The sequence below is a fragment of the Microbacterium sp. LWS13-1.2 genome, from assembly GCF_040144835.1.
In the GTDB taxonomy this organism is placed as follows: Bacteria; Actinomycetota; Actinomycetes; order Actinomycetales; family Microbacteriaceae; genus Microbacterium.
Genome location: NZ_CP151632.1, coordinates 1100908 through 1122321 on the forward strand (window position 1 = coordinate 1100908; position 21414 = coordinate 1122321).

General features: G+C 70.3%; 17 protein-coding genes. 8 read left to right on the forward strand and 9 right to left on the reverse strand.

Going from position 1 to position 21414, the window contains the following annotated elements:
• Positions 1-12: 12 nt before the first annotated feature.
• Complete coding sequence (gene rsmA, locus MRBLWS13_RS05350; RefSeq protein WP_349427989.1) at positions 13-873, reverse strand: 16S rRNA (adenine(1518)-N(6)/adenine(1519)-N(6))-dimethyltransferase RsmA; 861 nt, start codon at positions 871-873, stop codon at positions 13-15.
• A gap of 169 nt (positions 874-1042) precedes the next feature.
• Between rsmA and MRBLWS13_RS05355 the strand changes: the two genes are divergently transcribed.
• Both MRBLWS13_RS05355 and MRBLWS13_RS05360 read left to right on the forward strand, forming a co-directional pair.
• A complete protein-coding gene (locus tag MRBLWS13_RS05355) occupies positions 1043-2506 on the forward strand; it encodes a sugar porter family MFS transporter (protein ID WP_349427990.1) in 1464 nt (487 codons plus the stop codon).
• Positions 2507-2575: 69 nt separating this feature from the next.
• Positions 2576-3880 (forward strand): MFS transporter, encoded by a 1305-nt coding sequence (locus tag MRBLWS13_RS05360; protein WP_349427991.1) that lies wholly within the window; start codon positions 2576-2578, stop codon positions 3878-3880.
• A gap of 82 nt (positions 3881-3962) precedes the next feature.
• Here MRBLWS13_RS05360 and MRBLWS13_RS05365 read toward each other — a convergent pair whose 3' ends face one another.
• From MRBLWS13_RS05365 to MRBLWS13_RS05380, 4 genes are all read right to left on the reverse strand, one after another.
• Complete coding sequence (locus MRBLWS13_RS05365) at positions 3963-4484, reverse strand: NUDIX hydrolase (protein WP_349427992.1); 522 nt, start codon at positions 4482-4484, stop codon at positions 3963-3965.
• Positions 4485-4503: 19 nt separating this feature from the next.
• On the reverse strand, positions 4504-5418 hold the full coding sequence (locus MRBLWS13_RS05370; RefSeq protein WP_349427993.1) for a TatD family hydrolase: 915 nt from the start codon (positions 5416-5418) through the stop codon (positions 4504-4506).
• Positions 5418-6995, reverse strand: a complete 1578-nt coding sequence (metG, locus tag MRBLWS13_RS05375; RefSeq protein WP_349427994.1) for a methionine--tRNA ligase — start codon at positions 6993-6995, stop codon at positions 5418-5420. Before metG ends, MRBLWS13_RS05370 begins: the two co-directional genes overlap by 1 nt.
• A 169-nt stretch (positions 6996-7164) precedes the next feature.
• Positions 7165-8181, reverse strand: coding sequence for a LacI family DNA-binding transcriptional regulator (locus tag MRBLWS13_RS05380; RefSeq protein WP_349427995.1), 1017 nt, complete (start codon positions 8179-8181; stop codon positions 7165-7167).
• A gap of 204 nt (positions 8182-8385) precedes the next feature.
• Between MRBLWS13_RS05380 and MRBLWS13_RS05385 the strand changes: the two genes are divergently transcribed.
• From MRBLWS13_RS05385 to MRBLWS13_RS05405, 5 genes are all read left to right on the forward strand, one after another.
• Positions 8386-10404 carry a beta-galactosidase gene (locus tag MRBLWS13_RS05385; protein WP_349427996.1) on the forward strand — a complete coding sequence of 673 codons (2019 nt, stop codon included), beginning with the start codon at positions 8386-8388 and terminating at the stop codon, positions 10402-10404.
• A 46-nt stretch (positions 10405-10450) separates the two neighbouring features.
• Positions 10451-11683 (forward strand): extracellular solute-binding protein, encoded by a 1233-nt coding sequence (locus MRBLWS13_RS05390; RefSeq protein WP_349427997.1) that lies wholly within the window; start codon positions 10451-10453, stop codon positions 11681-11683.
• A gap of 158 nt (positions 11684-11841) precedes the next feature.
• Positions 11842-13461, forward strand: coding sequence for an ABC transporter permease subunit (locus tag MRBLWS13_RS05395; RefSeq protein ID WP_349427998.1), 1620 nt, complete (start codon positions 11842-11844; stop codon positions 13459-13461).
• A complete protein-coding gene (locus MRBLWS13_RS05400; protein ID WP_349427999.1) occupies positions 13461-14372 on the forward strand; it encodes a sugar ABC transporter permease in 912 nt (303 codons plus the stop codon). The genes MRBLWS13_RS05395 and MRBLWS13_RS05400 overlap by 1 nt, the downstream gene beginning before the upstream one ends.
• A gap of 183 nt (positions 14373-14555) precedes the next feature.
• Positions 14556-15020, forward strand: a complete 465-nt coding sequence (locus MRBLWS13_RS05405) for a glycosyl hydrolase 53 family protein (RefSeq protein ID WP_349428000.1) — start codon at positions 14556-14558, stop codon at positions 15018-15020.
• A gap of 64 nt (positions 15021-15084) precedes the next feature.
• On the opposite strand, the gene rsmI is transcribed toward MRBLWS13_RS05405, so the two are convergent.
• Positions 15085-15903, reverse strand: coding sequence for a 16S rRNA (cytidine(1402)-2'-O)-methyltransferase (rsmI, locus tag MRBLWS13_RS05410; protein ID WP_349428001.1), 819 nt, complete (start codon positions 15901-15903; stop codon positions 15085-15087).
• Between the two features lie 22 nt (positions 15904-15925).
• On the opposite strand from rsmI, the gene MRBLWS13_RS05415 reads away from it, so the two are divergent.
• Positions 15926-17539, forward strand: a complete 1614-nt coding sequence (locus MRBLWS13_RS05415) for a glycosyltransferase family 39 protein (protein ID WP_349428002.1) — start codon at positions 15926-15928, stop codon at positions 17537-17539.
• 13 nt (positions 17540-17552) lie between these two features.
• Here the strand turns inward: MRBLWS13_RS05415 and MRBLWS13_RS05420 are convergent, their stop codons facing one another.
• From MRBLWS13_RS05420 to MRBLWS13_RS05430, 3 genes are read right to left on the reverse strand one after another with little or no spacing between them, the layout of a single operon-like run.
• Positions 17553-19403 (reverse strand): DUF255 domain-containing protein, encoded by a 1851-nt coding sequence (locus MRBLWS13_RS05420; protein WP_349428003.1) that lies wholly within the window; start codon positions 19401-19403, stop codon positions 17553-17555.
• Between the two features lie 28 nt (positions 19404-19431).
• Positions 19432-20268: an aldo/keto reductase gene (locus tag MRBLWS13_RS05425; protein ID WP_349428004.1), complete on the reverse strand. Its 837-nt coding sequence runs from the start codon at positions 20266-20268 to the stop codon at positions 19432-19434.
• Positions 20265-20873, reverse strand: a complete 609-nt coding sequence (locus MRBLWS13_RS05430) for a metalloregulator ArsR/SmtB family transcription factor (protein WP_349428005.1) — start codon at positions 20871-20873, stop codon at positions 20265-20267. The genes MRBLWS13_RS05425 and MRBLWS13_RS05430 overlap by 4 nt, the downstream gene beginning before the upstream one ends.
• Between the last annotated feature and the right edge of the window lie 541 nt (positions 20874-21414).

The window sequence follows — 21414 nt, forward strand, 5'->3', positions numbered from 1 at the left end:
CAATCACGAAACTCACACGACGACGGCGTCTCCGGCAGCCCGCGCGATGCGCACGAAATCGTCGATGGAGAGGTCCTCGCCGCGTGCGGTCGGCGCCACTCCCGCGCTCTCCAGCACCGCCGACGCCGCGGCCGCGGTGCCCCCGAGAACGCCCGACGTGGCCTGACGCAGCATCTTCCGCCGCTGCTGGAAAGCCGCGTCGACGATGCCGAACGTCCTCCGGCGGAGGGCCTCGTCACCCCGGGGCTCGGGGTCTCGACGGAATCCGACGAGCACGCTGTCGACGTTCGGGACGGGCCAGAACACCAGGCGCGAGACGGTGCCGGCCAGACGCCAGGGTCCGTACCAGGCGGCCTTGACGCTCGGGGCGCCGTACACCTTCGATCCGGGCGGGGCGGCGAGGCGCTCCCCCACCTCGGCCTGCACCATGACCACACCGCGTTCGAGGCCGGGGAAGTTCTCGAGGAAGTGCAGCAGGACCGGCACGCTGACGTTGTAGGGCAGGTTCGCCACGAGCACGGCGGGGTCGCCCGGAAGCTCGGTGACACGCAGCGCGTCCGCGTCCACAACGGTGAGGGCGCCGTCTGCGACGCCGTGCGCGGCCGCCGTCGCCGGCAGGCGCTCGGCGAGTCGGTGATCGATCTCGACGGCGGTGACGGACGCGCCCGCCTCGAGGATCGCGAGAGTCAGCGACCCGAGCCCCGGCCCCACCTCGACCACACGGTCGCCCGGAGCCACCTCGGCGACGCTCACGATCTTGCGCACCGTGTTGGCGTCCACGACGAAGTTCTGCCCGAGCTTCTTGGTCGGCGTCACGTCGAGGTCGGCGGCCAGCGCGCGGATCTCGGCCGCACCGAGGAGTGTCACGGGCATGCGTTCACTGTACCCATCGTCGCGGCGGGGGCCGGCCGAGAGTCCTTGGTCGCCGGCGCCACGCGTGCCGGCATCCGTCCTGCGGCGCCGGCGGGAGCCGTAGCGCTCGGTTCGCCGACGAGCCGTCGATTGCCTCGCCCTCGGGGCGGTCGGCCGCTAGCGTACGACCATGAGTTCGACCGGATCGATCCCCGCAGACGCGTTCTCTCTCCGCAGCCCCTACGGGCGACGGGCGATCGGCCTCTCGGTCGCCGCCGCCGTCGGCGGCTTCCTGTTCGGCTTCGACTCGTCGGTCATCAACGGCGCCGTCGACTCGATCTCGAAGGACTTCGCGCTCAACGACGTCATCACGGGCTTCGTCGTCGCCATCGCCCTTCTCGGCTGTGCCGTGGGAGCGATCATCGCCGGCACCCTGTCGGACCGTTGGGGGCGCCTGCGGGTCATGTTCCTCGGCGCGATCATGTTCTTCGTCAGCTCTATCGGCGCCGGCCTCGCGTTCTCGGCCTGGGACCTCGCGCTGTGGCGCGTCATCGGCGGTCTCGGCATCGGCATCGCGTCGGTGATCGCTCCCGCATACATCGCCGAGATCGCGCCTCGCCAGATCCGCGGCGGGCTCGCGTCGCTGCAGCAACTCGCGATCACGATCGGCATCTTCGCCGCCCTCCTGTCGGACGCACTGCTGGCGAACACCGCGGGTGGTGCCGACAACGTGCTGTGGTTCGGACTCGAGGCGTGGCGGTGGATGTTCCTCGTCGGCGTGATCCCGTCGGCGGTGTACGGCATCCTGTCGTTCACGCTGCCGGAGTCCCCTCGCTACCTGATCGCGAAGGGCCGCTACGACGAGGCGAAGGAGATCTTCTCGCGGCTCGTCCCGGCCGCAGACCTCGACCACACCATGCGCGATCTGCAGACCGCGATCGAGACGGACCGCAAGAATGCCGGCGTCTCGCTGCGGGGTCCGGTGCTGGGCCTGCAGCGGATCGTCTGGGTCGGCATCATCCTGTCGGTGTTCCAGCAGTTCGTCGGCATCAACGTGATCTTCTATTACTCGACGAGCCTCTGGCAGTCGGTCGGGTTCGACGAGAGCGACTCGTTCACTATCAGCGTCGTGACCTCGATCACGAACGTGCTCGTGACGCTCATCGCGATCTTCCTGGTCGACCGCGTGGGGCGCAAGCCGATCCTGCTCACGGGCTCCGTGATGATGGCGCTCTCGCTCGGGCTGATGGCGATCTCGTTCGTGTTCTCCGAGACCGACGCCGAGGGTGCGGTCACGCTGCCCGCACCGTGGGGACCGATCGCGCTCATCGCGGCGAACGTCTTCGTCGTCGGATTCGGCGCCTCGTGGGGCCCCCTCGTCTGGGTGCTGCTCGGCGAGATCTTCCCCAGCCGCATCCGCGGCAAGGCTCTCGGCGTCGCCGCCGGCGCGCAGTGGATCGCGAACTTCCTCATCACGATCTCGTTCCCCGCGATGTCGTCGTGGTCGCTGCCGCTCACATACGGCATGTACGCCCTCTTCGCGGCGCTCTCGTTCTTCTACGTGCTCCTGCGCATTCCCGAGACCAAGGGCATGGACATCGAGCAGACCGAGACGCTGTTCACGCATAAGGGCGCGGCCACGCCCACGAGCTGACGTCGCGCCCGTATCGGCATCCGGGTCCGCCGGCGCGTCGTGCGACCGCCGCCCTCATAGGATGGCGGGATGCCTTCGCTCGGGGAGATCATCGCGCCGCGCCGCCTCGGGACAGACTTCCGCTGGCTGCTCGCGTCGTCGTGGACGAGCAATCTCGGCGACGGCATCGCACTCGCCGCCGCGCCCCTGCTGATCGCGTCGCTGACCTCGTCGCCGTTCCTCGTCGCCGCGGGCGCCATGATGCAGTTCCTGCCGTGGCTGCTGTTCGGGCTGCTCGCAGGGGCCGTCGCCGACCACCACGACCGCCGCCGCCTCGTCATGCTGGCCAACGGACTGCGCGCGGTGGTCGTCCTCGCCCTGGTCGTCTTCCTCGTCACCGGCCAGGCGACGGTGTGGCTGGTGCTCGCGACAGCGTTCCTCTACGGCACGGCCGAGGTGTTCGCCGATTCCGCCGGCAGCACGCTGCTGCCGATGCTGGTGAAGCCCGCCGACCTCGGCATCGGCAACGCCCGGATGCAGGCCGGCTACCTCGTGGCCAACCAGCTCGCCGGTCCGCCGCTGGGAGCCTTCCTCTTCGCGCTCGGATCGTTCTGGCCGTTTCTGCTGCAGGTGATCTGCGTGTCACTCGCCGTGCTGCTCATCTCGCGCATCGCCCGCACACCCGTGCCGGATCAGCCCGGTTCCGCACCGGGCACCAAGGTGCACGCGATCCGCGAGGGCCTCCGGTGGCTGCGTCACAATGCGCCGGTGCGCACCCTCGTGATCATCATCCTGGTGTTCAACGTCACCTGGGCCGCGCCGTGGGGCGTCCTGGTGCTCTACGCCACCGAGCACCTCGGCATGGGCCCCGTCGGCTACGGTGCGCTCACCACCGCATCCGCGCTCGGTGGCCTCGTGGGCATCGCGAGCTTCGGCTGGCTCGAGAAGCACGTGTCGTTCTCGACGCTGATGCGCGTGTGCCTGTCGCTCGAGGTGCTCATGCACCTGGGTTTCGCCCTCACGACGTCCCCGCCCGTCGCGTTCGTCATCATGTTCGGCTTCGGGGTGTACGCGTTCGTGTGGGGCACGATCTCGACCACCGTGCGCCAGCGACTCGTGCCGATGGAGCTGCAGGGCCGGATCGCCTCGGTCAACATGGTGGGCGTCTTCGGCGGTCTCGTGATCGGGCAGTTCATCGGCGGCATCCTGGCCCAGCTGTTCGGACTCACCGCCCCGTGGTGGTTCGCCTTCGCGGGATCGGCGATCACTCTGCTGCTGGTGTGGCGCTCGATCTCGCACATCGCCGCCGCCAAGCCCGTGCTCGGCGACGGCACGGAAGGCGATGTGCGCCCCTCGCAAGAGCCGGGTGCCGGCGGGATGCCGTTGCCCGACTGACGGGTGCAGCGGCAAGGCCCATCGGCAGACACCCGTGCGGTATCGGATCGACACCTGAGCCGCCGCCCGGTGGATCAGCCGGCTACGCGCCTCGCGACTCCACGAGCTCGGCCAGACGTGTGCCGAACCGCTCCAGCCGCGGCACCCATGGCGCTGCCATCTCGCCCGCCGCTGCGCGGCGGAGCGCCTCCGCGAACGGGACCCACGCGCTCTCGCACACCTCTTCCGGGTCGAGCGTCAGGGCCGGGTCGCCCGCGACGGCCGTGACATAGACGTCGAACAGGGCCGTCCGCTCGGTGAGCCGGCCGACCAGCACCACGTCGTCGGCGCCGACCCGGACCCCGGCCTCTTCGGCGAGCTCACGCACCGCGGCCTGGGCGCTCGTCTCGCCGGTGAGGGCGCTGCCCGCCGGGAACTCCCAGTCCAGCGGGAAGTCCTTGATGGCCGCGCGGCGCGTCATGAGCACGAGCCCGTCGCCGCGCACGACGCACACCGACGCCACGATGTGGAACATCCCCGCCGGGAAGTCCGGGTCGCCGCGACGGTGCGTGCGTCCGGTGGGGATGCCGTCGGCATCCGTCACATCCCACAGCTCGCCGTCCACGGCGCTCCTTGAATTCCCGTCAGTCCTCGAAGGCTCCGTAGACCTCGAGCGTGTTCGCCGCGAGCTGTGCGCACAGCTCGTCGACGTCGACGCCGAGTTCGGCGGCCATGAAGCGCACCGTCACCGGGACGAGGTACGGCGCGTTCGGACGACCGCGATGCGGCGTCGGAGTAAGGAACGGGGCATCCGTCTCGACCAGGATCCGCTCGCGCGGGATCACCGCGAGCGCGTCGCGGAGGTTCTGCGCATTGTTGAAGGTGACGTTGCCGGCGAACGACAGCCAGTAGCCGCGCTCGCCCGCGAGGCGGGCCATCGCGGCGTCGCCCGAGAAGCAGTGGAAGACGGTCCGCTCCGGCGGACCCACCCGATCCAGGGTCTCGAGCACGGCGTCGTGGGCGTCGCGGTCGTGGATCTGCATCGCGACGCCATGCTTCTTCGCGAGCGCGATGTGCGCTTCGAAGCTCTCGAACTGCGCGGGCCGCCCGTCCTCGCCGGTGCGGAAGAAGTCGAGGCCGGTCTCGCCGATCGCACGCACGCGCGGCTGCGCCGCCAGCTCGTCGATCACCGCGATCGCCTCGTCGAGGCGGCCGGCCGTCTTGTACGCGGGCGCCTCGTTGGGGTGGATGGCGACGGCCGCCAGTACGCGGGGATGGGATGCCGCGGCCCACGCCGACCACCGGCTCGAGTCGATGTCGCCGCCCGCCTGCACGACGCCGACGACGCCGACCGCCGCCGCCCGCTGCAGCTGCTCGTCGAGCGACAGACCGACCTCGCCGTCCTCGATCTCGAGGTGGGCGTGGTTGTCGTAGACCGGCACCGCGAGGGGCTCCGGCGCCACGGGGTACGTGACGTCGCGCGAGCCCTTCTCGCGGGTGCGGACGTACTGCGAGGGGTCCGAGCCCTCCGCCGGGTACGGGACGGGGGGTGTCGCCATCAGACCGACTGCTCGACGCGCGGGAAGAGCGGCGCCAGGCCGTTGACCGACGTGCCGGGCTTCAGCACGCCCCATCCGCCCGCCTCGCGGATCGGCTGGTCCTGCAGGCGGCCGATCGACTCTGCGGCGCCGAGCGCGATCCAGAGCTTCTCGGTCGACTCCGGCATGACCGGCGACAGCAGCACCGCCAGCGCACGGAGGCCCTCCGCCGCCGTGTACAGCACGGTGCCGAGGCGCTCCCGCTGGGAGTCGTCCTTGGCGAGCGCCCACGGCTCGTTCTCGGTGATGTACAGGTTGAGCGCGTCGACGATCGTCCAGACCGAGCTGATCGCCTCGTCGATGCGGAATCGCTCGATCGCATCGTCGGCGCGAGCCGCGGCATCCGCCACCGTCGTCTGGATGTGCAGGTCGGCCTCGGTGTACGACGAGGGCGGCGGCACGATTCCTTCGAAGTAGCGCTCGACCATGGCGGTGGTGCGCGACGCGAGGTTGCCGAAGCCGTTCGCGAGCTCCGCCTGGTAGCGGGCCGAGAGGTCCTCCCACGAGAACGATCCGTCCTGCCCGAACGCGATCGCCGACAGGAAGTAGAACCGGTAGGCGTCCGAGCCGAACACGTCGGTGATCTCGGTCGGGGCGATGCCGGTGAGCTTCGACTTCGACATCTTCTCGCCACCGACGAGCAGCCAGCCGTGCGCGAAGACGCCCTTGGGCACGTCGACGCCGGCGGCCATCAGCATCGCGGGCCAGATGACGGCGTGGAAGCGCAGGATGTCCTTGCCGACGACGTGGTAGGCGGGCCAGCGTCGCGCGAACTCCACGGGGTCGCTGCCGTAGCCGACGGCCGTCGCGTAGTTGAGCAGCGCGTCGACCCACACGTAGATCACGTGCGATTCGTCCCACGGCACCTTGATGCCCCAGTCGAACGTCGACCGTGAGATCGAGAGGTCCTTCAGGCCGTTCCTGACGAACGAGACGACCTCGTTGCGCGCCGACTCCGGCCGGATGAAGTCGCCGCCGGAGTAGAGCTCGAGGAGCTTGTCCTGGAACTCGCTCAGCTTGAAGAAGTAGTTCTTCTCCTGCAGCAGCTCGAGCGGCTTGGAGTGGATCGCGCAGACCTTGAGACCCTCGAAGGGCCCGGCGCCGTCGACGATCTCGGACTCCGTCTTGAACTCCTCGCAGCCCACGCAGTAGAGCGCCTCGAACTCGCCGGCGTAGATGTAGCCGCGGTCGTAGATCGCCTGCACGAACGCGCGGACGCGCTCCTCATGGCGCGGCTGCGTCGTGCGGATGAAGTCGTCATTGGCGACGTCCAGCGTCTTCAGCAGCGGGAACCACGACTCGCCCACGAGACGGTCGACCCATTCCTGCGGCGTCGCGCCGTTCGCGGCGGCCGCCCGCATCATCTTCTGTCCGTGCTCGTCGGTGCCGGTCAGCATCCAGGTGTCGTCGCCCGCCTGGCGGTGCCAGCGCGCGAGGGTGTCGACCGCCACGGTGGTGTAGCCGTGGCCGATGTGGGGCACGTCGCTCGGATAGTAGATCGGCGTCGTGATGTAGAAGGACGAGGGGCCGGAAGTCACCCGACGAGTCTAGCCAGCGCGGATGGCGCGTCCGCCGCCGTGACCGGACGCCGCCACGCGCGCGGCGAAACGGACCCGAACGTAATACTCGGGCCTGGAAGGCCGCGCTGAGGCCCGGAGCGCAGCGCTCAGGCCCGGAACGCAGCACTCAGGCCCCGGAACGCAGCACTCAGGCGCTGTCGCGCACGATGAGGGTCGTCGGCAGCGTGATGGGCTCCGGGTGAGCCCCGGCGATGACCTCCAGGAGCAGCGACACCATCCCGTCGCTGATGCGGTCCCATGGCTGGCGCATCGTGGTGAGCGCGGGCTCATGGGTGGCGGCGAGACCCGAGTCGTCGAATCCCGCGACCGCGATGTCGTCGGGCACGCGCAGCCCCGCCTTGCGCAGCGTCGCGACGGCGCCGGCGGCCATCAGGTCGCTCCCGGCGAAGACGGCGTCGATGTCGCGCGTCCGCTCCAGCAGGCGCGCCATCGCGACGGCCCCGGACTCCTGGCTGTAGTCGCCCTCCTCGACGAGCGCGGGGTCGAAGTCCGCGCCCATCTCCTCCTCGAAGCCCACGAGCCGGAACCTGCCGCCCGGCGTGTCGTGAGGGCCGGCGATCATCGCGATGCGGCGATGACCGCGCCCCCGGAGGTATCGCGTCATCTCGCGCGCCGAACCGATCTCGTCGACCGACACCGTCGGCACCTGGGCTTCGTGGCCGAGCGGGATGCCGCAGCATACGGTGGGCACGCCGGCTTCGAGCAGCTCCTCCACGAGCGGATCGGCTTCGTGAGACGAGATGAGCAGCACGCCGTCGACGTGACCGGCACTGACGAAGTGCGTGACGTTGGCGCGCTCGGCCGGTGTGCCGGCGACCAGCAGCACCAGTGTCATCGACCGCTGGGCGAGCGCCTCGGCGGCGCCGCGGAGCAGGAGCGCGAAGGTCGGATCGTCGAACAGCAGGTGCTGCGGCTCGGTGAGCAGGAACGCGAGCGACCCGGCACGACCGGTTGCGAGGCTGCGCGCCGCGTGGTTGGCGGTGTAGCCGGTGCGCCGGATCGCCTCCTCGACGGCCACGCGCGCGTCGGGCGACACCCAGTGCCCGCCGTTGATGACCCGTGACACCGTGCCGCGAGAGACGCCGGCCGCCGCGGCCACATCGCGGATCGTCGGTTTGCGCCGCACGGTCGTCGTCTCGTCCACGACGAGCGACTCTACTCCCCGCCGGGCCGCGAACATCGCGCCGACACGACCTCGACTGTGACCGGTCACAGTTGGGTAACGGTTGACGCCCTGCGCCCGCATCCGGACACACGCTCAGGTAGAACTGTGACCGGTCACAGTCGCACTCCGACCGTGCCCGCCATGACTTGCGGATCACACCCGCATCGACCCGATGGAGCGTCCATGACTTCGCCCGACCGCTGGCCCGAGATCCGGGGAATCGCCTATGGCGGCGACTACACACCCGAACAGTGGCCCCGGGAGGTGTGGCGCGAAGACGTCGCCTTGATGCGCGAGGCCGGCGTCAACATGGTGAGCGTCGGGATCTTCGCCTGGGCTCTGATCGAGACGAGCGAGGGCGTCTTCGACTTCGCGTGGCTCGACGAGCTGCTCGACCTGCTGCACGACAACGGCATCTCTGTCGACCTCGGCACCCCCACCGCCTCTCCCCCGGCGTGGTTCTTCGCCGATCACCCCGATGCCCGCGTCGTCACGCGCGACGGGGTCACGATGGGCTTCGGTGCGCGCGGCATGGCTTCGCACTCCTCACCGGCCTACCGCGAGGCGATCGTGCGCATCGCGTCGGCGCTCGCCGAGCGCTACGGCTCGCACCCCGCCGTGGTCCTGTGGCACGTGCACAACGAGTACGGCGTGCCGGTCGGCGAGGACTACTCCGACCAGTCGGTCCGCGCTTTCCGGGGGTGGCTCCGCGACAGGTACGGCACCCTCGACGCGCTCAACGCGGCGTGGGGCACGACGTTCTGGGGCCAGCGCTACGGCGAGTGGCACCACATCGGCGCCCCCGCGGCGGCGCCCTCGGTCGTGAATCCGGCGCAGCGCCTGGACTTCGCCCGCTTCACCGACCACCAGCTCCGCGCCTGCTTCGTCGCCGAGCGCGATGCCATCCGCGCCCATGCCCCGCAGCCGATCACGACCAACTTCATGGCCAACCAGAGCTGGACGACCGACATGTGGGCTTGGGCCCGCGAGGTCGACATCGTGTCGGACGACCACTACCTGTGGGCGGCCGACCCGGAGGGGGAGGTCGGGCTCGCGATCGCGGCCGACCTGTCGCGCTCCGTCGGCGACGGCAAGCCGTGGATCCTCATGGAGCACTCGACGTCGGCGGTGAACTGGCAGCCGCGCAACATCGCCAAGCGTCCCGGCGAGATGGCCCGCAACTCGCTCACGCACCTCGCGCGCGGCGCCGATGCGATCCTCTTCTTCCAGTGGCGCGCCTCGCGCTCGGGCGCCGAGAAGTTCCACTCGGCGATGATCCCCCACGCCGGCACCACCTCCCGCGTGTGGCGCGAGGTGGTCGAGCTCGGCGACGCGCTGGGACGCCTCGACGAGGTGCGCGGCTCGCGGGTGCAGGCGGAGGTCGCGATCCTGTGGGACTTCGAGTCCTTCTGGGCGCAGGACCTCGAGTGGCGCCCGTCGGTGGACGTCTCGCACGCCGAGCAGATCCGCGCGTTCTACGAGCGGATCTGGCGCGACGGCATCACCGTCGACTTCGCGCTGCCCGGTCAGGACCTGTCCGGCTACAAGCTCGTTCTCGCCCCCGCGCAGTACCTGCTGAGTGCCGCCGATGCCGCCAACCTGACGCGGTACGTCGAAGCCGGCGGCACGCTCGTCGTCTCCTTCTTCTCCGCGATCGTCGACGAGAACGACGCCGTCCACCCGGGCGGTTTCGTCGCGCCGCTGCGCGATGCGCTGGGCGTGGTCGTGGAGGAGTTCCTGCCCCTGCGCGAGGGTGCCCGCCACGCGGTGCAGTGGACGGGTGCCGCACCCGCCACACTCCTCGCCGACGCCTGGCAGGAGGACCTGGTGCCGAGCGGGGCGGACGTAAGGGCGACGTACCTCGACGGCCCCGGTGCCCGCAAGCCCGCGATCACCCGCCACTCGCACGGCACCGGACACGGCTGGTACATCAGCACCCGCTTGGATGCCGCGGGCCTGCGCACCGTGATGAACGACGTGTACGCCGACGCCGGCGTGGCGCCGTCGGTGCACCCCGAGGGGCTCGAGGTCGTCGTGCGCCGCGGAGACGCGGCCGACTACACGGTCGCGATCAACCACCGGGACGACGACGTCACGCTCGCCGCCTCGGGCGTCGAGCTCCTCACCGGCCGGGCGGTCGACGGGGAGTTCGTCGTGACCGCCGGCGGCATCGCAGTCGTCCGCACGGACCGCACCTCCTGACCCGAACCCGAAACCTGCAACACCACCCACCACCGAAAGGGAAACCATGCGAAAGCAGATCGCACTCGGAGCGCTGGCGCTCACCGCAGCGGTCGTCCTCGCCGGCTGCGCCGGCGGCGGCTCGTCCGACAACGGCGACAGCGAGTCCGACGGCAGTGGCGCCGAGCTCGTCATCTGGACCGACGAGGAGCGCGAGCAGTCCATCGCCGACGCCGCGGCCGCCTTCGAAGAGGAGACCGGCGCCACCGTCACACTCGTGCAGAAGAACTTCGAGGACCTCCGCAACGACTTCATCGCGCAGGTCCCCACCGGCGAGGGCCCCGACATCACCGTCGGCGCGCACGACTGGCTGGGCGCGCTCGTCGCCGCGGGCGTCGTCGACACGATCGACCTCGGCGACAAGGCGTCGGAGTTCGAGCCGGTCGCCCTCGAGGCCATGACCTACGACGGACAGCTCTATGCCCTCCCGTACTCGCTCGAGACCATCGCGCTGGTGCAGAACGTCGACCTCGTCGGCGCCGAGGCCCCTGCGACGTGGGACGACATGATCCAGAAGGGCCTCGCGTCCGGCGCCGAGCGTCCGTTCGTGATCAACACCAACGGCGAGACCGGCGACGGCTACACGATGTACGGCTTCCAGACGTCGTTCGGCGCCCCGGTCTTCGTGCAGGACGACTCCGGCTCGTACACGGCCGAGGTCGGCATGGGCGGCGTGGCGGGCGAGGGCTTCGCCACGTGGCTCGGCGCCAACGGCTCGGCCGGCACCGGCTACGTCTCGACGACGGTCGACTACGACATCAACAACGAGCTGTTCAACACCGGCAAGGCGCCGTACACGATCCAGGGCCCCTGGGCGATCAGCGCCTATCCCGACGTCGAGAACATCGCGGTGAACCCGATCCCCACGGCGGGCGGCGAGACGGCGGCGCCGTTCGTGGGCGTGCAGGGCTTCTACCTGAGCTCGCAGTCGAAGAACGCGCTGCTCGCGCAGGAGTTCCTCGTGAACTACCTCGGCACCGAGGAGGCGCAGCGCGCCCTCTACGAGGCGGACCCGCGCATCCCGGCGTGGTCGACCCTGGCCACCGAGGTCTCCTCCGACCCGATCATCGCGGGGTTCCTCGCGTCGGCGCAGAACGGCGTGCCGATGCCGAGCATCCCCGAGATGGGCTCGGTGTGGGACCTCTGGAACGCCGCACAGTCGCAGATCATCGACGGCGCCGACCCCGTGTCGACGTGGAACACGATGGTCGCCGACGTCCAGGCCGCGGTCGCCGGCTGACCTCGGTCGCCTGAACGGGCCGCAGGACCGCCTGCGGCCGATCGACTCCGGGAGGCGGGTGAGTGCCTCTCCCCGCCTCCCGGACCCCACCATCTCGACCCCACACATCCGCACCCCGATTGCCCCAGGTCGACGGGGACCGTGACAGGAGCAGACGAATGACGGTGGACGCACCCACCACCCCACGGGCGCCGGCAGAGCCCGCGCCGCGCGAATCGCACGCGCGCCGCTGGCGGGGCCCCGGCTGGGGCTTCCTCGCGAAGCTCGCGCTGATGGCGCTCGTCAACGCATTCGGGGTGATGACGCTGCTGAGCGCGTTCCGCGTCGAGTCGTGGGTCGTGTTCTCGGCGACGCTCGTGCTGCTGCTCGCGGCCGACGTCGTCTACTTCACCAGACGGTCGCTGCCGCTCAAGTACCTGCTGCCGGGGCTGGTGTTCCTGCTCGTGTTCCAGGTGTTCATCTTCGGGTACACCGCGTACATCGCCTTCACGAACTACGGCACGGGCCACGCCGGCACGCAGGAGCAGGCCGTCGAGGCGGCGCTCATCCAGGGCGAGCGTCGCATCGAGGACTCGCCGACCTACCCGCTCTCGGTGGTCGAGCGGGTCGGCGAGCTCGGCTTCGCGGTCGTCGACGAGAACGGCGACGTGCTCGTCGGGTCGGCCGAGCAGCCGCTGGAAGAGGCCCGGGATGCCGAAGTGGGCAGCGGCGGCGTCCCCACGGAGGTCCCTGGCTGGGACGTCGTGCCGCGCACCACGGTCATCACCGACGCCGAACTGCAGGAGCAGATCGCCGGCCTGCGCGTCGCGGTGTCGGAAGACCCCAACGACGGCTCGATCCGCACGCGCGACGGTTCGTCGGGCGCCGTCTACGAGTCGACGCTGGTGTGGGATGCCGGTGCCCAGACGATCACCGACACGACCACCGGCACGGTCTACACCGCGAACGACCAGGGCTCGTTCGTCGCCGAGGACGGCTCGGCGCTTCCCACCGGCTGGTACGTGAACGTCGGGTTCGAGAACTTCTTCCGCCTGTTCACCGATCCCGCGCTCGCGCAGACGCTGCTATCGGTCACCGTGTGGACCTTCGCGTTCGCGACGCTCTCGGTCGTGCTGCCGTTCGCGCTGGGGCTCCTGCTCGCGCTCATCTACAACGACGCGCGCCTGAAGGGCCGGCGGTTCCTGCGAACGCTGTACATCCTCCCCTACGCGTTCCCCGCGTTCATGTCGGCGCTGCTGTTCCGCGGCATGTTCAACGCCGAGTTCGGCGTGATCAACGACCTGTTCTTCTTCGGCGCCAACATCAACTGGCTGGGCGATCCATGGCTCGCCCGCGCCGCCGTGGTCTGGGTGAACCTGTGGCTCACCTACCCGTACTACTTCCTGGTGTGCACCGGCGCGCTGCAGGCGCTTCCGCAGGACACGCTGGAGGCGGCATCCATCGACGGCGCGGGCCGGACCCGACAGCTCCGGTCCATCATCCTGCCGCTGGTGCTCGTCGCGACCGCGCCCCTGCTGATCTCGTCGTTCGCGTTCAGCTTCAACAACTTCACGGTCATCTACATGTTCAACAACGGCGGCCCGGCGATACCCGGCGCGCCGTACGCGCTCGGCGCCACCGACATCCTCATCTCCGCGATCTACGACATCTCGGGGGTCTCGGGCGGCGCAGCCGACTACGGCCTCGCGAGCGCGCTGTCCATCCTCGTGTTCGCCGTCGTCGGGGGCATCTCGGCGATCGCGTTCCGCCAGACCCGCAAGCTCGAGGAGTTCCAGTGATGACCACCACCACCGAGGTCGCTGCGGGACGGGCCACCCGTGCCCCCGAAGATCGCCGTGCCGCCCGCCGGCGGCGCTGGCTGCTCGAGGTCGGCTGGAAGTATCTCCTCGCCGTCGTCGTGATCTTCTACGCGATCTTCCCGCTCGTGTACGTGCTGTCGGCGTCGCTGAACCCGTACGGCACGCTCGCCGCCAGCAACGCCCTCTTCAGCGTGATCGACGTGTCCAACTACGCCGCACTCGGCGAGACCCGGTTCTGGACGTGGGCGGGCAACACCCTGCTGATCGGCGGCATCGCCGCGGTGGGAGCGGTGCTGATGGGCGCCGCAGCGGCCTACGCGTTCTCGCGCTTCCGCTTCTCAGGGCGCCGGGCCGGGCTCACCGGCCTCCTCATCATCCAGATGTTCCCGCAGGCGCTCGCGTTCGTCGCGATCTTCCTCATGCTGCTGGCCCTCGGCGAGGTGGTTCCCGTGCTCGGACTCAACTCGAAGATCGCGCTCATCTGCGTATACCTGGGCGGTGCGCTCGGCGTGAACACGTTCCTGATGTACGGCTTCTTCAACACGGTGCCGATCGAGATCGATGAGTCCGCGAAGATCGATGGCGCGACGCACGCGCAGATCTTCTGGCGGCTCATCATCCCGCTCGTGACGCCGATCCTCGCGGTCGTGGCGCTGCTGGCCTTCATCGCGGCGTTCGGCGACTACATCATCGCCAAGATCGTCCTCGTCTCGGAGGAGAACTGGACGCTCGCCGTCGGCATGTACCAGTGGGTCTCCAACCAGCTCGCCTCCAACTGGGGCCTGTTCGCGGCCGGCGCCGTCATCGCCGCCATTCCCGTGCTCGTCCTGTTCCTGTCGCTGCAGCGCTACATCGTCGGCGGGCTCACCGCCGGCTCCGTCAAGGGCTGACCCCACCCGGGTCCCTGATCATCGTCGATCGGAGATGTTCATGTCCACCCTCTTCCGCCGCCACCCCGTGCGGTCCTCGCCGCGGCCGCGGCATCCGTCACCCTCATCGCCGGCTTCGCGCTCGCGGCCCCGGCAGCCGCCGATGAGGCCGACGAGCCGGTCGACGCCGGCATCTTCGCCGACATGGTCGACGGTCTCGCCGACGACTTCGCAATGGGCGTCGACGTCTCCACCGTGCTCTCGCTCGAAGAGAGCGGGGTGGTGTTCCGGGATGCCGCAGGGCAGCCCGCCGACCTCTTCGAGATGCTCGCCGCCGACGGCGTGAACTCGGTGCGCGTCCGCGTCTGGAACGACCCCTACGACGCGACGGGCCGCGGCTACGGCGGCGGCAACGTCGACGTCGACCGCGCCGTCGAGATCGGGGAGCGTGCGACCGCCGCAGGCTCGGACGTGCGGGTGGACTTCCACTATTCGGACTTCTGGGCCGACCTCGCGCATCAGCTCGCGCCGAAGGCGTGGGAGGCTCTCACCCTCACCGCCGTGCTGTCGGACATCGCCACGACCTACGACAAGAAGCCCGACTCGACGACGCGGTCGCGGTGGGCGAGGTCGTGCTCGCCGGTTCGAAGGCGACGGCCGTCGATGTGAAGGCGACCACGAAGCTCGTCGAGAAGGCGGTGCACCAGCTGAAGAAGCGGAAGCCCTAGGCGCGCTATCCGCGCATCGAGAGGGCTGCCTGATACAGCTCGCGGCTGGAGTGTCTGGTCAAGCCGGACACCTCGGCCGCGGCGGCCTTGAGGCGTGTGCCCTCGCGGACGAGCTCGAGGACCTGGGTCACCGCGTCGGAGAAGGCGACGGCGCGCGCTGGCGCCCCCTCGACGACGATCACGAGCTCTCCCCGCACGCCGGCCTCGGCCCACGCGACGAGGTCGGCCAGCGGTCCGCGCGCTACCTCCTCGTGCAGCTTCGTGAGCTCGCGGCAGACGGCCGCACGCCGATCCGCGCCGAAGGCGGTCGCCATGTCGGCGAGCGTGGCCGCCGCCCGCGAGGGCGCCTCGAAGAAGACCATGGTGCGCGGCTCCGAGGCGAGCGAGCGGAAGCCCGCCGCTCGTTCTCCCGGCTTGCGCGCCACGAATCCCTCGAAGGTGAAGCGGTCGGTCGGCAGCCCCGATACCGCGAGCGCGGTCACGACCGCGCTCGGCCCCGGGATCACTGTCACGAGGACGCCCGCGTCGGCGGCCGCCGCCACGAGCCCGTAGCCGGGGTCGCTCACCGTGGGCATGCCGGCGTCGCTCAGCACGAGCACGTCCTGTTCCCGAGCGAGCTCCACGAGCTCCGGAGCGCGTTCCTTCTCGTTGTGGTCGTGCAGGGCGATCAGGCGCGGTCTGTTCGAGATGCCGAGCGCGGCCAGCAGCCGCTGCGTCGTGCGGGTGTCCTCGGCGGCGACGACGGTCGCCTCGGAGAGGGCCTCGACGAGGCGGCGGGACGCGTCCCCGAGGTTTCCGATGGGGGTCGCCGCGAGGATGATCACGCCCTCAGCCTAAACTTGCCGGGTGACGGATGCCCCACGGCCCGCGGTCGACCAGCCCAGTGTCGACCAGCACAGTGCCGACCAGTCCGCCGCGCCCCTCATTCCGCCGGCACGTCCGAGCCTGTACGACCGCTTTGCACGCCGCCTGAGCCGGGATGCGCGCGCCCGGCGCCTCTACGCCTGGCTCGGACCGGCGATCGTGCTCGTCATCGCCGCCGTCCTGCGGCTGTGGAACCTCGCCGCCGCGCACGACCTGATGAACCAGTTCGACGAGACGTACTACGTCAAGGACGCGTGGACTCTGCTCAACCTCGGGTACGAGGGATCCTGGCCGGGCGGCGCCAACGAGCGGTTCCTGTCGGGCGATGTCGATGTCTTCTCGACGGACCCGTCGTTCGTCGTGCACCCGCCGCTCGGCAAGTGGATCATCGCGCTGGGCATGAAGGTGCTCGGCCCCGAGTCGGGGTGGGGGTGGCGGATCACGACCGCGCTCCTCGGCATCGCCTGCGTGCTCCTGCTGATGCTGATAGCCAAGCGCCTGACGCGATCGACCACATTCGCGGTGGTGGCGGGCCTGCTCATGGCGGTGGACGGCCTCGCGATCTCGATGAGCCGCGTCGCGCTGCTCGATACCTCCCTGACGTTCTTCGTGCTGCTCGCCGTCCTCTTCCTGCTGCGCGATCGGGAGCGCACGATGACGCGGATCGCCGAGTCCGTGGCGGCGCGGTTCGACGGCGACGAGGCTCCGTCGTTGGGACCCGTGCTGTGGAACCGGCCGTGGGTCATCGCGGCGGGTGCGGCGCTCGGCGTGGCGAGCGCCGTGAAGTGGTCCGGCGCGTGGGTGCTCGCCGGGCTCGGCGTCTACCTCGTGGTGACAGATGCGCTCGCGCGTCGCCGCGCGGGCGTGCTCTTCTGGCCGACGGATGCCGTGCGCCAGGGTCTCGTGACCTTCCTGCTGTTCGTCCCTGTCGCCGTGCTCGTGTACGTCGCGTCGTGGACCGGCTGGCTGGTCACCGACGGCGGATACGACCGCCACGCCGGAAGCAATCCGCTCGAGAGCCTGTGGCTCTATCACGTCGCGATGTATACCTCCACGGCGGGCATCACCTCGGGTCATGCCTATGCGAGCCCGGCGTGGCAGTGGCCGCTGCTGATGCGCCCGACCGGTGTCTACTACCACCACGATGCGCTCGGCGTGAACGGCTGCGGCGCCTCGAACGGCTGCGTCGAAGTGATCTCGACGATGCCGAATCCGCTCGTCTGGTACGCCGGAGTGGCTGCGGTCCTGTACCTGGTGTACCGCTTCGTGGTCGTGCGCGACTGGCGCTACGCGCTCGTGCTCACCGGTGTGGTCGTCACCTACGTGCCCTGGCTGTTCCTGCCCGAGCGCACGGTGTTCCAGTTCTACACGGTGCTCATCCTGCCGTTCATGCTCCTGGCGCTCACCTTCGCACTCAAGGACATCTCCGGGCCGCCGAGGGCCGGCTCGTACCGCCGGCTCACCGGCCAGCGCCTGGTGCTCGTGTTCCTCGGGGTCGCTGTGGCGCTGTCGGCGTTCTGGTACCCGATCATCGCGGCGGCGAACGTGCCGTACGACTTCTGGCACCTGCACATGTGGCTGAGCAGCTGGATCTGACCCTTCGCGCCGCTCAGAGCTGCAGCCCGGCCGGATCGGTGACCGGCAGCCGGCACGCGAAGTCGCGGCAGTCGTAGGCGGTCGGCAGCCCGTCGCGCACGGCCTTGTCGGCGAACAGCCCGAAGCCGGCGTCGGCCCAGGCGGTCGCCTGCGCGGGCGACACGATGCTCACGACGTCGGCACGGATGCCGCGAGCCGCGCTCGCGATCGCCGCTCCGGTGTCGTCCGTCACGACCACGAGCTGCCGCGGCGCCGCGGCGAGAGTGGTGGCGACTCGGAGCAGGGCGCCGTATGCGAGCGGCTGGGCGAGCGCGGCCGACGCATGCGTCGCGACCAGACGCTCGGCGACGGATCGGTACTGTTCTCCCGCGCCCAGCACCCAGAGCACCGCGGCGGCCTCCGCGAGCGCTGCGGCACCGGAGGGCTCATCGGCGTCGGAGGCGGCATCCGGTGCTCCGATCCCCTGCCGGGTGAGCACCGGGTCTCCCCCGCCGGGCACCATGATGCGACCGTCGGGTTGCACGCAGGCGTCGACGAGCTCGCGGGCGCGCACCGCGTAGGCGATCTCGCCGGTGCCGACCGCCAAGGCCAGGAGCCCGGACGCGAGCTGGCCGTGGTCGGCGACGGTCGCGTGGGCGCGCGACGGCACTTCGTCGAGCGATGCCCGCAGCAGCCGGCCGTCGGCGGTGACGTTGGATTCGAGGACGGCGTCGGCGGCCCAGCGTGCCGCCTCGATCCAGGACGCCTCGCCGAGGCGGACGCCGGCGCGGGCGAGAGCGCCGATCGCCAGGCCGTTCCAGCCGCTGACCACCTTGCCGTCCACTGCGGGCGGCTCGAGCGGGGCGCGGCCGGCGGCGTCGCGGGCGTAGTAGCCCCCCTCGCTGCGCGCACCGTCGATCCAGGACTCGGAGTCCTGTGCGGCGCCGAACCCGCCGCTCGGCTGCTGCAGCACGTCGACGAGGAATCCGGCGACGCCGCGCGCGACATCGTGCCGGGCGGGTGACGCCTCCATCGCCACGTCGAGGAGCTGGGCGTTGTCGGTCAGCATGCGCTCGTAGTGGGGCACGGTCCAGTCGGGGCGCGTGGCGTAGCGGAAGAACCCGCCTTCGACGGGGTCGCGCAGCGGCGACGAGGCCATGGCGGCGAGCGCCCGATCGGCGACGCCGGAGGCTGCAACCGCCTGCTCGCGCACGACACGGGTCTGCAGGAACCGCAGCGCCGTCGCCACAGGGAACTTGGGCGCGTTCGAGGCGGGATCGCCGAATCCGCCGTGACGCGGATCCTCGCGGGCGGCGAGTGCGTGCGCGGCGCGCGCGAGATCCTCGACGGTGGGAACGACGGCGTCGGTGGCCGGCGCTTCCGCCCGCACCTCCGCGAGAGCGCCGGCGACGGCATCCGCGGTCTCGTCGATCTGAGCGCGTCGTTCGGTCCATGCCTCCTGTACGGCGGCGAGCACCTGCCGGAAGGCGGGGATCCCCGCTCGGGGCTCGGGCGGGAAGTACGTGCCGGCGTAGAACGGGCGTCCGTCGGGTGTGGCGAACACCGTGAGCGGCCACCCGAGGCTCGGGCTGAACGCGGATGCCGCTGCCATGTACGCCGCGTCGACCTCGGGGTGCTCCTCGCGGTCGACCTTGATCGACACGAAGCCGGCGTCGAGGTCTGCGGCGGTCGCGGCATCCTCGAAGGACTCCCGCGCCATCACATGGCACCAGTGGCACGTCGAGTAGCCGATCGACACCATGACCGGCACGTCGCGCCGCCGAGCCTCGGCGAACGCCTCCTCCCCCCACGGGAACCACGCGACCGGGTTGCCCGCGTGGGCTCTCAGGTACGGGCTCGTCGCATCCGCGAGGCGTGGGTTCACGGCATCCGCTCCTCCCGCTCGCGAGCGGTCAGTTCAGCTCGTCGGGGTGCGCGCTGACGCGGCCGGTGCCGTCGCCGGGGTCCATCGCGTCGATCGCCGCCATCTCGTCGGCGGTGAGCTCGAAGCCGAAGACGTCGAGGTTCTCCTCGAGGCGCTCCCGGCGCACCGACTTCGGGAAGACGATGAAGCCCTTCTGCAGGTGCCAGCGGAGCACGGCCTGCGCCGGAGTCCTGCCGTGCGCCTCGGCGGCGGCCGCCACCGGCGCGGCGCCGAACAGGTCGTATTTGCCCTGTCCGAGCGGGCCCCACGACTCGATCCTCACGTCGTGCGCCGCCGCCCAGCCGGTGACGTCGCGCTGCTGATAGGCGGGGTGCAGCTCGATCTGGTTCACCACCGGCGCCACACCCGTGGCCGAGACGATCTTCTCGAGGTGCGGCACGAGGTGGTTCGAGACGCCGATGCTGCGGGTGAGCCCGGCGCTTCGCAGCTCGATGAGCTTCTCCCACGCGTGCAGGTAGTTGTCGCGGGCGGGAGTCGGCCAGTGGACGAGGTAGAGGTCGACCTGCTCCAGGCCGAGTCTGTCGAGGCTCTCGGCGATCGCCGCGTTCGGCTCGTCGCCGTCGTGGCGGTCGTTCCACAGCTTCGTCGTGATGAACAGCTCGTCGCGCGCGATGCCGCTCGCCGCGATCGCCGCGCCCACGCCCTCTTCGTTGCCGTAGATCGCGGCCGTGTCGATGTGACGGTAGCCGACCTCGAGCGCCTCGGTGACGGTCCGCTCGGTATCGGCCGGCGGCACCTTGAAGACGCCGTAGCCGAGCTGCGGGATGGTGTTGCCGTCGTTGAGGGTCACGGTGGGAACTGTCATGCTCCCAGCCTAGGCGGGCGCAGGTCGGCGGGGTCGGTGTGGCCGACGTGAGCGCCGCCGAGGTGCTCGACGTCGCCAGCCTCGAGGTCGTCGTCTTCTTCGTCGTCACCGGCTGCGTCGGCCGCGCGCAATGCGGGCGGTGGAAAGAGGTCGATCATCGGCGGCACCGGAGGGATGTCGTCCGGAGATGCGTGCGGCTCGCATGCCGTCTGCCGACCGCGATGACCGCGCTTGAGCGCCCTTCCCGGTCCGCGGAAGGGGACGGCGGGGTAGACCGGGAGCACCGCCAGCGGGTCGCGCTGTTGACCGGCGTCGGCATCCCACCCGATCGCGCTCGCCATCTTCAGCTTCAGGTCGGCCACCGCGTTCTCCAGCGTCGCGAAGCCCGAGGGTTTCAGCCGGTACCAGCGCCAGTTCTCGTCCGCCCGCACGTCGACGTACTCAGCGTTGCGCAGCAGCCGCAGGTGCTTCGACACGGCGGTGCGGCTGATGCGGAACTCGAACCCGATGACATCGGCCAACTGACCCGACGTATGCTCGCCGCTCGCCAGTATCTCGATGATCCGTCGCCGCACGGGTTCTGCGAGGGCTTCGAAGGGGTCCATGCACCGACGCTAAGCCGGACGCGTCGTATCGTTCATCGCAAGCGCTCGATCGGTGCGAAGGATGGTCCGCGCGCCTGCTGGGGAGGAAGCGGCCGACGCTCGCGGTCAGCACAGCGCCCCATCGGGCGACACCTCCTCTTTTCGCCGATGAACTTCCGGTTCACACTGCATCGATGAACTTCCGGTTCACACACGCCACCCCCGGCCGGGTCTCCGCCGACAACTCGAGGGACAGGGGCCCGGGAGACGAGGGTTGACGGCGACCCGCGTATCCGCCGCGTGTGTCGACGACGCCTCGGAAATGAGGCCATTGCGACGCCGTCGCTCATGCGTCAGCCCGGACCGTCGCCGACAGCGTGTTCCGGGGATCCGCGTGGACCTCAAGCCCGACGCCATTGGACGCGAAGTTTGTCGACCCGCGTGAACCGGAAGTTCATCGGGGTTTTCGGAAGGTTCGTTCCGGTGGACCTGGCGACGGCGCACGGAAGATTCGGTTCCCGACACTTCGGCCACCATCGCGCCCCGCAATGGCACGGCTGCT

Bases quoted from the DNA above. Each gene is read 5' to 3' on its own strand.
- rsmA (WP_349427989.1), bottom strand. From the start codon at position 873: ATGCCCGTGACACTCCTCGGTGCGGCCGAGATCCGCGCGCTGGCCGCC.
- MRBLWS13_RS05390 (WP_349427997.1), top strand. From the start codon at position 10,451: ATGCGAAAGCAGATCGCACTCGGAGCGCTGGCGCTCACCGCAGCGGTC.
- MRBLWS13_RS05425 (WP_349428004.1), bottom strand. From the start codon at position 20,268: ATGACAGTTCCCACCGTGACCCTCAACGACGGCAACACCATCCCGCAG.
- MRBLWS13_RS05395 (WP_349427998.1), top strand. From the start codon at position 11,842: ATGACGGTGGACGCACCCACCACCCCACGGGCGCCGGCAGAGCCCGCG.
- MRBLWS13_RS05370 (WP_349427993.1), bottom strand. From the start codon at position 5,418: ATGGCGACACCCCCCGTCCCGTACCCGGCGGAGGGCTCGGACCCCTCG.
- MRBLWS13_RS05385 (WP_349427996.1), top strand. From the start codon at position 8,386: ATGACTTCGCCCGACCGCTGGCCCGAGATCCGGGGAATCGCCTATGGC.
- MRBLWS13_RS05355 (WP_349427990.1), top strand. From the start codon at position 1,043: ATGAGTTCGACCGGATCGATCCCCGCAGACGCGTTCTCTCTCCGCAGC.
- MRBLWS13_RS05430 (WP_349428005.1), bottom strand. From the start codon at position 20,873: ATGGACCCCTTCGAAGCCCTCGCAGAACCCGTGCGGCGACGGATCATC.
- MRBLWS13_RS05360 (WP_349427991.1), top strand. From the start codon at position 2,576: ATGCCTTCGCTCGGGGAGATCATCGCGCCGCGCCGCCTCGGGACAGAC.
- MRBLWS13_RS05405 (WP_349428000.1), top strand. From the start codon at position 14,556: ATGGTCGACGGTCTCGCCGACGACTTCGCAATGGGCGTCGACGTCTCC.
- MRBLWS13_RS05400 (WP_349427999.1), top strand. From the start codon at position 13,461: ATGACCACCACCACCGAGGTCGCTGCGGGACGGGCCACCCGTGCCCCC.